14 protein-coding genes are annotated in these 16,611 nt (G+C 34.8%); 7 read left to right on the forward strand and 7 right to left on the reverse strand.

Annotation, left to right across the window (positions count from 1 at the left end):
• Nucleotides 1-5: 5 nt before the first annotated feature.
• Nucleotides 6-1,535: a bifunctional GNAT family N-acetyltransferase/carbon-nitrogen hydrolase family protein gene (locus PT603_RS12275; RefSeq protein ID WP_008237346.1), complete on the reverse strand. Its 1,530-nt coding sequence runs from the start codon at nt 1,533-1,535 to the stop codon at nt 6-8.
• Nucleotides 1,536-1,720: 185 nt separating this feature from the next.
• Here PT603_RS12275 and PT603_RS12280 point away from each other — a divergent pair, with 185 nt between their 5' ends.
• Nucleotides 1,721-2,053, forward strand: coding sequence for a single-stranded DNA-binding protein (locus PT603_RS12280; RefSeq protein WP_008237347.1), 333 nt, complete (start codon nt 1,721-1,723; stop codon nt 2,051-2,053).
• A 45-nt stretch (nt 2,054-2,098) separates the two neighbouring features.
• Here the strand turns inward: PT603_RS12280 and PT603_RS12285 are convergent, their stop codons facing one another.
• The 3 genes from PT603_RS12285 to metG form a co-directional block, all read right to left on the reverse strand.
• The gene (locus PT603_RS12285) at nt 2,099-2,269 is read right to left on the reverse strand and encodes a hypothetical protein (RefSeq protein WP_193365555.1); all 171 of its coding nucleotides are present in this window, start codon (nt 2,267-2,269) and stop codon (nt 2,099-2,101) included.
• Nucleotides 2,270-2,349: 80 nt separating this feature from the next.
• Complete coding sequence (locus PT603_RS12290) at nt 2,350-2,868, reverse strand: ferritin (RefSeq protein ID WP_008237348.1); 519 nt, start codon at nt 2,866-2,868, stop codon at nt 2,350-2,352.
• 214 nt (nt 2,869-3,082) lie between these two features.
• Complete coding sequence (gene metG, locus PT603_RS12295) at nt 3,083-5,137, reverse strand: methionine--tRNA ligase (protein ID WP_008237351.1); 2,055 nt, start codon at nt 5,135-5,137, stop codon at nt 3,083-3,085.
• A 79-nt stretch (nt 5,138-5,216) separates the two neighbouring features.
• Between metG and PT603_RS12300 the strand changes: the two genes are divergently transcribed.
• Nucleotides 5,217-6,107, forward strand: coding sequence for a S66 peptidase family protein (locus tag PT603_RS12300; RefSeq protein WP_008237354.1), 891 nt, complete (start codon nt 5,217-5,219; stop codon nt 6,105-6,107).
• 240 nt (nt 6,108-6,347) lie between these two features.
• Nucleotides 6,348-7,007: a hypothetical protein gene (locus PT603_RS12305; protein ID WP_008237356.1), complete on the forward strand. Its 660-nt coding sequence runs from the start codon at nt 6,348-6,350 to the stop codon at nt 7,005-7,007.
• A 26-nt stretch (nt 7,008-7,033) separates the two neighbouring features.
• Here PT603_RS12305 and mfd read toward each other — a convergent pair whose 3' ends face one another.
• The gene (gene mfd, locus PT603_RS12310; RefSeq protein ID WP_008237358.1) at nt 7,034-10,420 is read right to left on the reverse strand and encodes a transcription-repair coupling factor; all 3,387 of its coding nucleotides are present in this window, start codon (nt 10,418-10,420) and stop codon (nt 7,034-7,036) included.
• Nucleotides 10,421-10,523: 103 nt separating this feature from the next.
• On the opposite strand from mfd, the gene PT603_RS12315 reads away from it, so the two are divergent.
• On the forward strand, nt 10,524-10,955 hold the full coding sequence (locus PT603_RS12315; RefSeq protein ID WP_008237359.1) for a fructose 1,6-bisphosphatase: 432 nt from the start codon (nt 10,524-10,526) through the stop codon (nt 10,953-10,955).
• A gap of 38 nt (nt 10,956-10,993) precedes the next feature.
• On the opposite strand, the gene PT603_RS12320 is transcribed toward PT603_RS12315, so the two are convergent.
• Together PT603_RS12320 and fbp are read right to left on the reverse strand one after the other, a co-directional pair.
• Nucleotides 10,994-11,809 carry an SH3 domain-containing protein gene (locus tag PT603_RS12320; protein ID WP_008237361.1) on the reverse strand — a complete coding sequence of 272 codons (816 nt, stop codon included), beginning with the start codon at nt 11,807-11,809 and terminating at the stop codon, nt 10,994-10,996.
• A gap of 8 nt (nt 11,810-11,817) precedes the next feature.
• On the reverse strand, nt 11,818-12,825 hold the full coding sequence (fbp, locus tag PT603_RS12325; RefSeq protein WP_008237363.1) for a class 1 fructose-bisphosphatase: 1,008 nt from the start codon (nt 12,823-12,825) through the stop codon (nt 11,818-11,820).
• Between the two features lie 117 nt (nt 12,826-12,942).
• Here fbp and PT603_RS12330 point away from each other — a divergent pair, with 117 nt between their 5' ends.
• From PT603_RS12330 to PT603_RS12340, 3 genes are read left to right on the forward strand one after another with little or no spacing between them, the layout of a single operon-like run.
• Nucleotides 12,943-13,422, forward strand: coding sequence for a GNAT family N-acetyltransferase (locus tag PT603_RS12330; RefSeq protein ID WP_008237365.1), 480 nt, complete (start codon nt 12,943-12,945; stop codon nt 13,420-13,422).
• 1 nt (nt 13,423) lies between these two features.
• Nucleotides 13,424-14,674: an aspartate kinase gene (locus PT603_RS12335; RefSeq protein ID WP_008237366.1), complete on the forward strand. Its 1,251-nt coding sequence runs from the start codon at nt 13,424-13,426 to the stop codon at nt 14,672-14,674.
• A 44-nt stretch (nt 14,675-14,718) separates the two neighbouring features.
• Entirely contained in the window at nt 14,719-16,551 is a 1,833-nt protein-coding gene (locus PT603_RS12340) for a GNAT family N-acyltransferase (protein WP_008237368.1), read from the forward strand.
• Nucleotides 16,552-16,611 lie beyond the last annotated feature (60 nt).

A 16,611-nucleotide genomic window follows, 5' to 3' on the forward strand; every position in this document is an offset into this window, starting at 1 on the left:
CGCAACTATTTTTTTGATTTTCTAGATACCTGATATAAATCATGGCGACGATCCTTTAGAATTCGAACGCTACCATATTCGTGTAGTTCCTTAAGTAAATCCACATCCACATCTACAATTAGTGTCATTTCAGTATTAGGAGTGGCCTCTGCTTTTATTCCATTTGTCGGGAATGAGAAGTCTGACGGGGTAAATACAGCTGCTTGGGCAAATTGGATATCCATGTTTTCAACTTTGGGTAGGTTCCCTACACAACCTGCAATGGCAACATAACATTCATTTTCGATTGCACGCGCTTGAGCACAGTGTTTTACACGTGTATATCCATTTTGTGTATCAGTAAGAAAGGGTACAAAAAGTATTTGCATTCCTTCATCTGACATTAATCTAGATAGTTCTGGAAATTCTACATCATAACAAATAACGATACCGATTTTACCACAATCTGTATCAAACGTTTGAATGATGTCACCACCTGTCATACCCCAATGAGCAATTTCATTTGGTGTTATATGTATTTTAGTATACATTTCTGAAGTGCCATCACGTTTGCATAAAAATCCTACGTTGTACAATTTATTGTTATCTAAGTAGGGCATACTTCCTGTAATAATATTAATATTGTAAGAAATGGCAAATTCCTGAAATTTTCTACGAATAGGATTGGCATATTTTGCAAGTTCACGTATGGCATCAGCTTCGGATAAATGATTATAATCAGCCATTAGAGGTGCAATAAAAAATTCAGGGAATAGCGCAAAATCACTTTCATACCCAGAAACGGCATCTATGAAGAATTCTGCCTGATCAAAAAGAGCTTCTAAATTTGATAAAGGTCTCATTTGCCATTGGATAAGTCCTAAACGAATAATTGATTTTCTGGTATTAATTAGTTTCGGGCTTGGTTCGTAAAAAATGTTATGCCATTCAAGAAGAACTGCATATTCGTGTGAACTCGTATCTCCTTCCAGGTAGTTTTTCATTATTTTTTTTACATGGAAATCGTTACTAAGTTGGAATGAGAGTACGGGATCGTAAATTTCTTTCATCCTGACTTTTTCAATGTATTCTTTTGGATTGAGTGTTTTGGAGTATTCACTGTAATTTGGGATACGGCCCGCGAATATGATTCCTGCTAAGTTGAGTTGTTCACATAGTTCTTTTCTAGCATCGTACAATCTTCTCCCTAAACGTAAACCTCGATACTTTGGATGGATAAATACATCAATGCCGTAAAGGATGTCTCCAGTTGAATCATGTGTATTAAATGTGTAGTTCCCTGTTATTTGTTCATAGGTGTGGTTCTTTTGAGCTACTTCGCTTGGGATAATTAAAGATAAAGCAGATCCTACTACTTTACCATCCACAATAACTACAAGTTGACCTTCGGGAAATGTATCCAATAGTTTAATTATATGGTGTTCTTTCCAGTACATTTCCTCCAGCTCGCTATATGCTTCGATCATCGAATTTTTCAATTGAAGGTAGTCTTCAATTTTTAAATTTCGTAGTTCAATTTTTCCTATTTCCTGCATAGAATTGCTGTATTTCAATTTTCTTAAAGATACAAAAAAACGTTTACATTCGTTTACAAACGTTTACTTCCGAAAGTAAATGTTTATCATACATCTTTGATTTATATTAAGTTGCAGATTTGCAATGTCAGTACACCAAATAACTGATAGTATAGTATTAACTGTTTAATTTAAATCTAGAAATTATGAATGCATTGCGAAATCGAGTACAGTTGATTGGAAACTTGGGGAATGATCCTGAAATTATCAACTTAGAAAGTGGGAAGAAATTAGCTAAATTTTCTATAGCCACTAATGAAAGTTATAAAAATTCCAAAGGGGAAGAAATAAAGGAGACTCAATGGCATACTGTTGTAGCTTGGGGAAAAATAGCAGATATCATTGAAAAATATCTGATTAAAGGCCATGAGGTAGTTATAGAAGGGAAGCTTACATCCCGTACTTATGAAACCAAAGAGGGTGAAAGAAGACATATAACGGAGATACAATGTAATGAGATACTTATGTTGTCTAGGTAGTTAATTTGAATAACTAAAAAGGGTGTTATTAACACCCTTTTTTTATTAAGCTACTTTTTTAAGTAAGTCAAACATAGGACATTTAGTACAACGTTTAGATTCACTTTTTTTATACTTCTTACAACACTTAGGCTTACACTTTTTTTCAGCAGTCAAAGCCCTTTCCTTCTTTTCTTTTTTTTTGGATTTCTTTTTCTCCTTTTCTTTTGCTCCCAAGGTTTATTCCGTTGATTTTCTGAGGCAAAATTAATTATTTAAATTTATTCTAAATAAATTTTAACATACATTTTTAGTGATTAGTTTGTGGCTGGAGATACTGAACTAGTGATAGTTAGTTGTTGAATGTCTCTATCGAAGAGATAAAGTCCACCTTTATCATCACCAATCATTTTAATTTTATCTAATATGGTTCGAGCCATTGCTTCTTCTTCAATTTGTTCGGCTACATACCATTGAAGGAAATTGTGAGTTGCATAATCCTGTTCTTGAAGTGCAATGTGAACAAGGTTGTTAATGCTTTTTGAAACGAACATTTCATGATCGAATAACTCTTGAAACATCTCTTTAAAGGACGAAAATGATACATTAGGAGCTTTTAGCTCAGAGATATGAGCTAGGCCTCCACGCTCATTTACAAACTTAATAAGTTTAAGCATGTGTTGTCTTTCTTCATCCGATTGGCGATACATGAATTGTGATACACCTTCAAGACCTCGGTGTTCAGCCCAACATGCCATTGCTAAATATATTTGAGAACTCTCAGCCTCAATTCGTATTTGTGCGCTTAATGCATGTTCTATTTTTTCTGATAACATAGTGTAATAGGATTTTTCTTAAAATTACAAAATGTATGGTATTAAACCAAATTAAACCAATGTCTAAATCACGGTACATAGGAAGTGGTTATCAATTTAAACCTATGTTAAAAGACACCTTGTTTGAAAAAATATTTATGGTAACCAGGATGGGTACAAGAAAGAAAGTAGCTAAGGATTTAACGTATTTGAATATCCATAGCTACTTTTTAAATTAATTTATTGTTTCTCCATTGTTGACTCCATCAGTATCAGGGTTTAGAAAAACAAGTTTGCCCTGTGAGTCCTCTGTCATTAAAATCATTCCTTCACTCTCAACACCACGTAGTTTTCTCGGAGCTAGGTTTACTAGTACGGTTACTCGTTTCCCTATGATTTCTTCTGGCTTAAAGCTTTCAGCAATACCAGAAACAATAGTTCGGATATCGATTCCAGTGTCAATTTTTAAGATTAGAAGTTTGTTAGCTTTTGGCATTTTTTCAGCCTCAATTATTGTCCCAATTCGCATGTCAATTTTCGCAAAATCTTCATATGAAATAGTAGATTTCTGGGGAATTATCGTTTTGCTTTCTGCCTCATTTAGTTTTTTGGTAGCCTCTAATTTATCCAATTGATATTGGATAGTTTCATCCTCTATTTTACTAAATAACAATTCGGCCTGATTGATAGTATGACCTGCATTAATTAATGGTCTCTCCACACTTACATTCTTCCAAGAAACATTGTCTGGAGAAATGTTTAACATTTTTCTAAGTTTTGTAGATGTAAATGGGAGAAAAGGTTCACATACTGCGGTTAAGGCAGCCGCAATCTGTAAAGCTACATACATAATTGTCTGAACACGATTTTCGTCTGTTTTGATAAGTTTCCACGGCTCTTCATCAGCTAAATACTTGTTTCCAAGACGTGCTAGGTTCATTAATTCTTGGCTAGCCTCTCTAAAACGGTAACGTTCTAAGGATTGGGATAAAGTATCAGGAAAAGCACGCATTTGACTAAGTGTTTGCGTATCGATTTCATTAAAAGAAGAAGGTTCAGGAACAGTACCGTTATAATATTTGTTTGTGAGTACAATTACGCGGTTGATAAAATTGCCAAGGATCGCAACTAGTTCGTTATTGTTTCTCGCTTGAAAATCTTTCCAAGTAAAATCATTGTCTTTGGTTTCAGGTGCATTTGCTGTAAGTGCGTATCGAAGAACATCCTGTTGATCAGGAAATTCTTGTAAATACTCATGAAGCCAGACAGCCCAATTTTTAGAAGTAGAAAGTTTGTTTCCTTCCAAATTCAAAAATTCATTTGCAGGTACATTTTCAGGAAGTATATAACTTCCTTCAGCTTTAAGCATGGCTGGGAAAATAATGCAGTGAAATACTATATTGTCTTTACCAATAAAATGAACTAGTTTCGTATTTGAATCTTTCCAATATGGAGTCCAATCTTTTCCTTCTCTTTCTGCCCATTCTTTTGTAGATGAAATATATCCTATTGGTGCATCGAACCATACGTATAGAACTTTTCCTTGAGCACCAGGGACCGGTACAGGAATTCCCCAGTCAAGATCTCGTGTAACAGCACGTGGTTTCAAACCATCTTCAAGCCAGCTTTTAACCTGTCCGTAAACGTTAGGCTTCCAATCATTTTTATGTCCTTCAAGTATCCATTCTCTTAAAAATGAATCGTATCGATCTAAGGGTAGAAACCAGTGTTTAGTTTGTTTCAGTGTTGGTTGAGTACCAGTAATGGTCGATTTAGGATTAATAAGATCCGTAGCATTAAGGGAACTTCCGCATTTTTCACACTGATCTCCATAGGCTTCTTCATTGCCACATTTAGGACAGGTTCCAATTACAAATCGATCTGCTAAGAATTGTCCTGCTTTATCATCATATAATTGTTCTGTAACCTCTTCAATGAAATCTCCATTGTCATATAGTTTTTTAAAAAAATCAGATGCTGTGTCATGGTGTATGGCGGCAGATGTACGAGAGTAATTATCAAAGGAAATTCCAAATTCCTCAAATGAATTTTTGATAATAGTATGGTATTTATCGATTACCTGTTGAGGAGTAATACCCTCTTTTTTTGCCTTCATGGAGATTGCTACGCCATGCTCATCACTCCCACATATAAAGGCAACATCATTGCCAGTAAGTCTAAGGTATCGTGAATATATATCGGCAGGTACATAAACACCAGCTAAATGGCCTATATGGATTGGGCCGTTAGTGTAGGGTAAAGCAGCAGTAATCGTATATCTCTGTGACATAGTGTATATTTTCTAAAGGCACAAAAATAACGATTCCTATTGATAAATTCTGTATTTTGGTAACGCTAAAGAAAAATGAATGTTACTACCTAAACCATTACAGCCAGGTGATACAGTGGCTATTGTTGCTACTGCAAGAAAAATTGATGAAGAGGAACTTACTGCAGCAGTCGCATTACTTGAAAGCTGGGGGCTAAAAGTACTCATAGGGAATTCTATAGGCTTACAAGATCGGCAATTTGCTGGTACAGATTCGGAACGTTTTGCTGATTTTCAAACCATGTTGTACAATCCTACTGTAAAGGGTATTTGGTGTGCTAGAGGAGGATATGGTACTGTCCGCATAATTGACATACTTAATTTTTCAGATTTTTCTAACCATCCTAAATGGATAGTGGGATATTCTGATATAACAGTATTGCATTCCCATTTGAATACCTTGAGAATTGCCTCTATGCATGCTACTATGCCTGTAAATATTTCTAGGAATTCTGCGGCATCGCTTGCATCTCTAAAGACTGCCTTATTCGGACAGAAGAATGTGTATGATTTTCCACATGAAAGTAAGAAATTGGATACCATTACCGGAGAATTGGTAGGTGGAAATCTTTCCATTCTATATAGTTTATTGGGATCTTCTAGTAGTATAGATACCCGTGGGAAGATTTTGTTTTTGGAAGATTTAGATGAGTACTTATACCATGTAGATCGTATGATGATGAATCTTAAGCGTAATGGTTATTTTGATGAGATTAAGGCGTTGTTAGTTGGTGGGATGACTAAAATGAAAGACAACTCCATTCCTTTTGGTAAAACCGCCAGAGAAATTATAGAAGATGTATGTAAGAATTTTGATTTTCCAATTATTTTTGATGTACCTGCTGGTCATATTCAGGACAATAGGACCTTAATTATTGGTAAAGAAATTACAATTAAAATTGGGTATGATAAAGTTCAATTAATCCAATAATTTCTTAATTATACGTTATAAGGGAGTTTTATATAGGAAGTGAAGTTGAATTGGATGATGGAAGAAAGCTATCTTAAGGCTATTGAAAGGATTGCAAACGAGATATAGGGTATAAAGGTAATCATTTCTATCTATTTGTTGTTTCAAATAAAACAATTTGTATATTTTTGTAAAACAAAATGTTCTTTTTAAGAAAAAAGATAACACTTCGTTTATTGTATAACTTTTTTGTTGATTGCCATGAAAACCATTTCCTCTGTTGTTGAAGAGTATATCAAAGCAAAACCTTTTTTACAAAGTGCCTTGGCTCAAGGGATTATTAATCTAACTTCTTTGTCTCGAATCATAAAGGAAGAAATTCAAGATGATCTTGGGAAGGATGTTCGTAATGGTGCAATTGTCATGGCATTAAAGCGCTTATCTTCAGATATGGAGTTCCGTGCTACACATCGTATTTTGAAAGTATTGAAAAATATTGGTGAAATTACAGTCCGATCTTCCTTAACTGATTATACATTTTTGGTCTCTGAAACTATACTTACTAAACAGGCGACTTTATTAAAAGAGATTAATAATAATAAGGATGTCTTTTATACTTCTTCAAGAGGGGTTAATGAAACGAACATTGTTGTTAGTAGTTCAATGACTAAGACAGTGGAGGAGATATTTAAAGAGGAAAAATTATTACAAAAACTTACTGATCTGTCTTCAATCACTGTAAAACTTCCTGAGGAAAATGTTTCCGTCCCGGGTATTTATTATTTTATTTTTCAACGATTAGCATGGGAAGGCGTTACTATGAATGAAGTGATTTCTACCTCAAATGAATTTACAATAATTGTTCCTGAAGATCAGATAGACAAAGCATTTAGAGTGATTAAGGATTTAAAAAATTTGTAATAGAAGACCGGCAAATGCCAGTCTTTTTATAAGGACCTTTCAGTAGGTAAAAAGGTGTTGATTAGTGTAAGGCCTTTAGAAACAGAAGTGATATTATCGAAAGTTAAAAGCAGTCTCAAGCCACTCCGAGTTTGTTTTTCTTTTATTTTTGCGATAGAGTGATTTTGCTGGACCCAGCTTAGCACATTTCTAAATGAACTACTTTGATAAAAGTTACTTTGTTGGTCAGCTATAAAATAACCGATCATTTTTCCTTGTTTTAATACAATGCGTTCTAAGCCCATTTTGGTTGCAATCCATTTTATTCGAACACTATTTAGTAAATCACTGGCTTCATCTGGAAGAGCTCCGAAACGATCAATTAATCTTGCTTCGTAGGCTTGAAGTTCATCTTCATTAGTAAGGGTGCTTAATTCATTATATAAATTTAGTCTTTCAGTTACACTATTAACATAATTATCAGGGAAAAGTAATTGGAAGTCACTGTCTAGTTGAGTATCTTTTAAATAAACTTTATCTGTTTCTGATGTTGGATAAAGATCGGCAAATTCATTTTCTTTTAGTTCTTCGATAGCTTCTTGAAGTATTTTTTGGTAAGTGTCAAATCCAATTTCATTAATGAATCCACTTTGCTCTCCTCCCAATAAGTCTCCTGCTCCTCGAATCTCCAAATCTTTCATTGCTATATTGAATCCACTACCCAAATCTGAAAATTGTTCAAGAGCTTGAATGCGTTTCCTGGCATCATCAGTCATTGCGGAATAGGGAGGAGTAATGAAATAGCAAAATGCTTTTTTGTTACTTCTTCCCACACGACCACGCATTTGGTGTAAGTCAGAGAGGCCAAAGTTATTCGCATTATTGATAAAAATAGTATTGGCATTAGGGACATCAAGACCACTTTCAATGATGGTGGTTGCTACTAATACGTCGAAATGACCCTCCATAAAGGCTAGCATTAGTTGTTCCAATTTTTTTCCATCCATTTGACCGTGACCAATTCCTATTTTAGCATCTGGTACCAGACGCTGAATCATACCAGCTACTTCTTTTATGTTTTCAACCCTGTTGTGTATAAAAAACACCTGTCCTCCTCTTTGAATTTCATATGATACTGCATCCCGAATTAATTCTTCAGAAAAGCGTATAACTTGACTTTCTATAGGATATCGGTTTGGTGGTGGTGTAGTTATTACAGAGAGATCTCTGGCTGCCATTAAGCTAAATTGTAATGTACGTGGTATAGGAGTTGCAGTAAGTGTAAGGACATCTATGTTCTCTTTCAGTGATTTGAGTTTGTCTTTAACTGCGACACCGAACTTTTGTTCTTCATCTACAATAAGTAACCCCAGATCTTTGAAAATTACTTTTTCACCCGCTAGTTGATGCGTGCCAATAATGATATCCACTTTTCCCTCTGCAAGTCTATCAAGAGTTTCCCTTTTTTCTTTTGCCGTTCTAAATCTATTCAGATATTCTACATTAACTGGGAAATCCTTTAGACGTTCTCTAAAGGTCTTAAAGTGCTGAAATGCAAGGATTGTGGTTGGTACAAGAATGGCTACTTGTTTTCCATTATCTACTGCCTTAAAAGCGGCCCTTACGGCTACTTCTGTTTTTCCGAAACCAACGTCACCACAAACAAGTCTGTCCATAGGACGATCAAGCTCCATATCTGCTTTAACATCGATAGTTGCCTTACTTTGGTCTGGTGTGTCTTCATAAAGAAAAGAAGCTTCTAGTTCGTTCTGTAGGTAACTATCTGGACCAAAAGCATATCCTTTCTCAGTTTTTCTTTTTGCATAAAGATTTATGAGGTTAAAAGCAATTTCCTTAACACGCGTTTTGGTTTTTTGTTTTAGCGCTTTCCATGCATTACTTCCAAGTTTATATATTTTTGGGGGTTTGCCATCTTTACCATTGTATTTGGTGATTTTATGCAAGGAATGAATACTGACATAAAGGATATCTCGTTCTCCGTAGATTAGTTTAATTGCTTCTTGCATTTTTCCTTCCACTTCAATTTTCTGAAGACCTGCAAATTTTCCTATTCCATGATCTATGTGGGTGACAAAATCACCTATTTCAAGATTAGTGAGTTCTTTTAGTGTTATTGATTGTTTTTTGGCGTAACCATTTTTAAGGTTAAACTTATGATATCGTTCAAAAATCTGATGATCAGTGTAACATACTATTTTATTATCTGTGTCGACAAAGCCTTGATACATTGAGAATACCAAAGTTTTATAAGGTACTTCGGTTTCCATTTCATCAAAAATATCATGAAAACGCTTTGCCTGTTGTTCACTCACGCATGCAATGTAATTAGTATACCCTTCCTCATGTCTTTGATTCAGATTTTCAATTAGTAGATCAAAGTGTTTATTGAATGATGGTTGGGGCTGCATATGATATTGTAGTGTCTTTTCTGCAACTATCGCTTCTGAGCTTACTTCTACAACACTAAAATTGAGTATACCTTTTTTGAAATTTTCACCATTACAGAATAATTCTTCTGGTGTGTTATGTTTGACTTCTGAAGAAAGTTTTGTAAACGCTTCTTCTGCCTTAATAAACAGGGAGTCCATTCTTCCTGAAGCCAGAGCGATATCCTGAGTAAAGACAATTGTCTTTGAAGATATGTAGTCTAGAAAGTTTTGCCGTGATTCTTCTAATAATTTATTTTCTACATTTGGAATTATAGTTATTTTTCGAATTCGATCAGTTGAAAGCTGTGTTTCGACATCAAAAGTTCGGATACTATCAATTTCATCTCCAAAGAATTCAATTCTGTAAGGTTCATTATGAGAAAAAGAAAACACATCTAGAATTCCACCGCGTACCGAAAATTCTCCTGGTTCGGTAACAAAATCAACCCTGTGAAATTGATACTCAAATAGTACCTCATTAATGAAATCGATGGAAAGTGTATCGCCAATTTGGATTTTCAGGGTGTTTTTTTCTAATTCTTTTCGAGTTACAACCTTTTCAAAAAGGGCATCTGGATAGGTTACAATTAAAGCTGGTTTTTTTCGAGAGTTTAATCTGTTTAGAACTTCAGCACGAAGTAATACATTTGCATTATCTGTTTCTTCAATTTGGTATGGTCTCCTGTAACTGCCAGGGTAAAAAAGTACGTGTGTATCGCCTAGTAATTGTTCTAGATCATTTAAGTAATAAGCGGCTTCTTCTTTATCATTAAGTATGAATAAAAAGGGTAAATCTGTCTGTTTGAAAGTATTTGAAATTAGAAGTGATAATGAGGTTCCTACCAGTCCTTTAAGGTGAACTCGTGACGGAAAATGTTCTAATTCCGAATTTAATTGGGTGGCTTGGTACGATTGTTCGTAAGCCTGAATAAGGGAAGCGATACTCACAGAGATTTTTTTTGCAAATATATTGTAAAATGTCATTAAAGTGTGGTAATAGGGTGGTTGTCATACTTTAAAAAAAGTTAAAGTAGGGTTTCTTTAGTTATAGGAATATGTATCTTTACAGCAAACTAAAAAGATAAAAATGTCAATTTCAGATTTGTATTCTAGCGGATTTAGAGAACGTAACAGAGATCACTTTGCTGCCATTGTTCGTGTGGCATTGTCAGATGGAGCCATTAATGATTCAGAACGAGCTTTTATTGAGCGATTGGCTAAGAACTTGGATATTCATGAAGGTGAAATGAACGAGGTTCTAGAAGATCCTTATAGGTTTCCAGTTAACCCTCCTGTTTCTTATGACCAACGATTAGAGCGCTTATATGATATTGCTCGTATGGTGTATGTGGATAAAATTGCTGATGAAGATGAAATGCGTATTATGATACGTTTGGGAATTGGTCTTGGATTTACTCCTGCCAATGTTGAATTTATTATTAAAAAGGCCATGTACTTATTAAGCCTTAATGTAAACTTGGAGACATTTAAGGAAGAAATAAAACATATGAACAGATAAAAAAATCCCGCAAGTGCGGGATTTTTTATGTAGGTTTATCATTGTCCATTTTCAAATTTTGGAATCATTTTTACATTTTCCCATTTATAGACACGAGTAGTTTTAATAATTGTAGTCCACTCTTCTTCAAAATCATCAACAGTTTCTTCCTCCTTGGTATAAATAATCTTGTTTTCAATACCGTCTTTGTCAAGTGGGAATGTAAATTTCTCTCCAACGTAGTAAACGCCAGCGTCTCCTATTTCTGATAATGTTGCTAGAAGCTTAAGTGAACTTCCATCCCAAGTTAGATAAGATAGACCACCTTCTACACCGCATGCTTCTGCTATGTAATCTATTGAAATAAGGTTTTGAATCCCATTTAGACCTCGGTTGTTGGTGATTTCGATTGTAAAATGATAACTAGGAATCTGATGAATAAATTCTTGAGTTTCGTCAGATATTGAAGGTCTTATTTTAAGATATAACTTTTCATCGTTTAGTTTTCGAATTTGGAAAAGAAATAGGTTTCCGTCCTCAGGTGAATTTAGTTTGTCCAAAGCAATAAGTCCTCCGAGAATGTATCCAATTTTTCCATTGACATTCACCAGGTACCATGGACTTTCTATTCCCTCATAAAGCTCATAATTTATAGTTTTTTCCAATATGGTTACCTCGCTACCAGCAGGTAGTAATTCAATAACCTTTGCTGTTTTAGAGGGTGCTTCTCTTAGTTTTACCTTGTTTGCAAAGAGGTATTCTGTGCTTCCTTGTGAAAATTCATAGGTAGGAGAAAGGATTTTTATTTCTTCCTGTGCTTTCCCATGAAAGAGGTTTAGGAATAAAAATAATAGTAATAATGATTGCCTTCTCATATTTGTTCTTATTGTGCTTCAGCCATAAATCGTTCAGCATCTTTAACCATATTATAGCTACCACAGAAGAAAGGTACTCGTTGGTGCAACTCTGAGGGTTCTATATCTAATATTCTATTGAAGCCATCACTAGCCCTTCCACCAGCTTGCTCTGCAATGAAAGCCATTGGATTGCATTCATAAAGAAGACGTAATTTCCCTGCTTGCGCTACCGAGCTTTTTGGATAAATGTAGATCCCTCCTTTAATCATATTTCTATGGAAATCAGAAACTAATGAACCAATATAACGTGAGGAGTATGGTCGGTCACCTTCTTCCATCTGGCAATACTTTAAATACGATTTTACGCCTTTAGGGAAATGAATATAATTTCCTTCATTAATAGAATAGTATTTACCATCCTTAGGGTATTGCATGTTAGGGTGTGACAAATAAAAGGTGCCAATTGCTGGATTAAGTGTAAATCCGTTGACTCCATGGCCAGTGGTGTAAACTAACATAGTTGATGTACCATATATAATATAGCCCGCTGCGACTTGATTTCGTCCAGGTTGTAAAAAGTCTTCTTTTGTAACAGGAGTACCTAAAGGGGTGATTCGCCTATATACCGAAAATATAGTTCCCACAGAGACATTTACATCAATATTACTAGAACCATCAAGTGGATCTATTAGTACTACATATTTGTTTTGGTTATTTTCATCTAGACTATTGATAGATATAAAATCTTCTTCCTCTTCTGACGCTATACCGCATACAATTTCACGTTTACTCAACGTTTGAATAAAGGTTTGATTAGCTAAAACATCTAGCTTCTGCTGATCCTCACCTTGTACATTGGTGTCTCCAGCCGTTCCTATAATATCTACAAGACCGGCTTTATTTACTTCGTGGTTTACTACTTTGGCAGCTAGCCTGATGGCATTAATGAGTTTAGATAATTCTCCGGATGAGTACTTAAATTCTGATTGATTTTCAATGATAAACTCGCCCAGTGTTTGGTTTTTTCGCGACATTTGATATGAAGTTGTGAATGTATGCACAAATATCGCTAAAATTGTGAAACTACAACGTTTTCGTTGAAATTATAAATTTTACATTTGTAACTTTGTGTTGTATTTGAAACATTTGATATGAATTTTACCATCAGAGATGCTCGAATAGAAGATATGGAGCAAGTGCTTTCTCTTATTCAAGAACTAGCTATTTTTGAAAAGGAACCCAATGCGGTTGTAATTACTGTTGAAGATCTAAAACAATACGGATACGGATCACAACCAGCATTTCATTGTTTTGTAGCTGAAGTAGCTGGAGAGGTAAAAGGTATGGCACTGGTATATCCAAGGTTTTCGACATGGAAAGGAAAGACCATTCATCTTGAAGATTTAGTTGTAAGTGAATCGATGCGAGGTACTGGTTTGGGTTCTGCACTTTTTACTGAAGTAATAAAGTATGCTCATAATTTAGGAGTTCGCCGAATCGACTGGAATGTGCTAGACTGGAATGAACCGGCAATAGCTTTTTATGAAAAAAATGGAGCTCGCGTTTTGCGTGATTGGGACGTGGCTCAAATGGATGAGGAAGGAATTAAAAATTTTATTTCAAGATTGTAGTATGCGTATTTTTAAGTTTGGAGGTGCATCAGTAAAAGATGCTGATGGAGTAAAAAATGTGGTTAGTGTATTAAGAACCGTTGGTTTCGAAAATACGTTATTGGTTGTTTCAGCAATGGGGAAAACAACTAATGCAATGGAAATTGTGGTAAAGAATTACTTTGAAAATGAGGAAGAGCTACTCAGCAGTATTCAAGAAGTAAAAAAGTATCACAATGGTATTTTACTTGAATTGTTTGAGAATGAAAATCATCCTGTTTATTGGAAAGTGGATGGACTATTTGCTGAATTAAGTTCTTTTTTGGGAAGGAATAAATCACCCAACTATAGTTTTGTTTATGATCAAGTTGTGTCTTTTGGAGAACTAATTTCAACAACAATTTTGAGCTATTACCTTTCAGATATTGGAATTAAAAACACTTGGCTCGATGTGCGTAATTTTATTAAAACCGATAATAATTATAGAGACGCAGGTGTGGATTGGGAAGCTACGCAAGAAAATATCACTAATGGGGTGAATAAAATGTTACTGAACATTACACAGGGTTTTTTGGGAAGTGATTCCAATAATTTTACGACAACCCTAGGTAGGGAAGGAAGTGATTATACCGCTGCTATATTCGCATATTGTCTTAATGCAGAAAGTGTTACTATATGGAAGGATGTACCAGGAGTGTTAAATGCAGATCCAAGATACTTTGAAAATGCTAGCCTTTTAAATCAAATATCATATACAGAGGCTATTGAGCTTGCATTTTATGGAGCCTCAGTTATACATCCAAAAACCTTGCAACCTTTGCAGCGTAAAGAAATACCTTTGCATGTAAAATCATTTATAAATCCAAATGATAAAGGTACCACAGTATCTAAAGGAATAGATTTAGATCCAAAAATTCCATGTTTTATTGTCAAAAAAGGTCAAGTTCTTGTTTCGCTTTCTTCCTTAGATTTTTCTTTTATTGTGGAAGAAAATATCAGTACAATTTTTAAGCTTTTGCATGACGCTAAAATGAAAGTAGATGTGATTCAGAATTCAGCAATAAGCTTTTCTGTGTGTGTAGATAATAAGTTTAATAACCTAGAAAAATTGTTGGAATTACTTAAAGCAAAGTTTAAGGTGGAGTGCTATGAAAATGTTTCATTATACACTGTAAGACATGCGAATTCTGAAGCTATTGATGCATTAGAGGGCGGGAAGGAAATCTTGCTAAAACAGCGATTACAGGATACAGTACAGATTGTGACTAGATAGAAGTTCCTTTTTCCTATATTTGTCTTTAGGATAACTATAATCGCATGGGACTCGTAACGGCCAAAGAAGTTGCAAAAGCAATCAATTTAGATAAGTACGGATTTGTAGGTACTTTCATTGGGTGGTTGCTCATGAAAGTACTTAAAATCTCAACTCTAAATAAAATCTATAATCGTAATAAACATTTAAAGGAATTAGATTTTTTAAATGCAATCCTTGATGAGTTTGAAATACAATTTGAAATACCTGAGGAAGATTTAAAAAGACTACCGAAGGATGGTGCTTACATTACTATATCTAATCATCCTTTAGGGGGTATTGATGGTATTTTATTATTGAAATTGTTGCTAGAACACCGTCCTGATTATAAAATTATTGCCAACTTTTTATTACATCGTATCGAGCCATTGGCTCCTTATATTATGCCTGTAAATCCATTTGAGGAGCATAAGGATGCGCAATCCAGTATTACTGGATTTATGCAATCTATGCGCCATCTTAAGGAGGGTAAACCTTTAGGGGTATTTCCAGCTGGAGAGGTGTCTACGTACAAAGATGGCCGACTTATTGTTGATAGGCCATGGGAAGAGGCTGCAATGAAACTTGTTAAAAAGGCAAGGGTTCCAGTAGTTCCAATTTATTTTCATGCTAAGAATAGTAAGTTGTTTTATTCATTGTCTAAAATGAATGACACTTTTCGTACCGCGAAATTACCTTCTGAATTATTATCACAGAAAAATCGTGTTATCAAAGTGCGTATCGGAAGGCCAATTTCTGTAGAGACTCAAGATGAAATAGACAATATTGATGAGTTTTGCGAATTTTTGAGAAAGAAAACATATATGTTGTCCAATGTTTATCTTAAAGAACGCAAATTTGTTCCGCTACCTACCACCATTAAAATACCTAAAATTCCTAAGGCTCCTAAAGCTATTGTAGAACCTATTTGTGGGGAAGCAATGGAAAAAGAGGTGCTTAAATTGCGAGGGGGGGAAGCACACCTACTCACAAGTAAGAACTATGAGGTTTTTTTAGCTACAGCTCAGCAAATTCCTAGTATTTTACAAGAGATTGGACGTTTGCGAGAAATCACTTTTAGAGCGGTAGGAGAAGGGACTAATAATGCTACTGATCTCGATATGTTTGATGACTATTACCATCATTTATTTCTATGGGACAATGAGGCGAAAAAGGTTGTTGGAGCTTATCGCATGGGATTAGGCTCTCAAATTTTCGCGAAATACGGTATAGATGGTTTTTATACTCAGGATTTATTCCGTTTTGAACCGGAGTTATATAAAATGATGAGTGAGACTATTGAGATGGGACGTGCTTTTGTTATTAATGAATATCAACAGAAGCCTATGCCATTGTTTTTATTATGGAAAGGTATTGTGCATACAACGTTACGATATCCAGAACATAAATATCTATTGGGAGGAGTGAGTATTAGTAATCAGTTTTCAAATTTCTCAAAATCGCTGATGATTGAGTTTATGAAGTCCAATTATTATGATCCCTATATTGCTCAGTATATAAAGCCGAAAAAGGAATTTAAGGTGAAGTTAAAGGATGCCGATAAAGACTTTATTTTTGATGAGACAGACGCGGATTTGAATAAATTTGACCGTATCATTGACGAAGTAGAGCCAGGAAATTTGAGACTTCCAGTGTTAATTAAAAAATACATTAAGCAAAATGCCCGTGTAGTGGCCTTTAATGTTGATCCCTTGTTTAATAACTCTGTAGATGGGTTAATGTATATTCGGATAGCTGATTTGCCAGAAAGTACCGTGAAACCTGTAATGGAAGAATTTCAAGCAGAGCTTGAACGGAAATTTATGAATGGTGTGGCCACTGATTCTGAAATCAAATAGTTTTTGATCTGCAATCTAAAGAAGTGGAAAAGTATGTGTCAGTTTATTGACAATGCGTAT

Origin of the sequence: Imtechella halotolerans, assembly GCF_028743515.2 — a bacterium.
GTDB classification, from domain to species: Bacteria; Bacteroidota; Bacteroidia; order Flavobacteriales; family Flavobacteriaceae; genus Imtechella; species Imtechella halotolerans.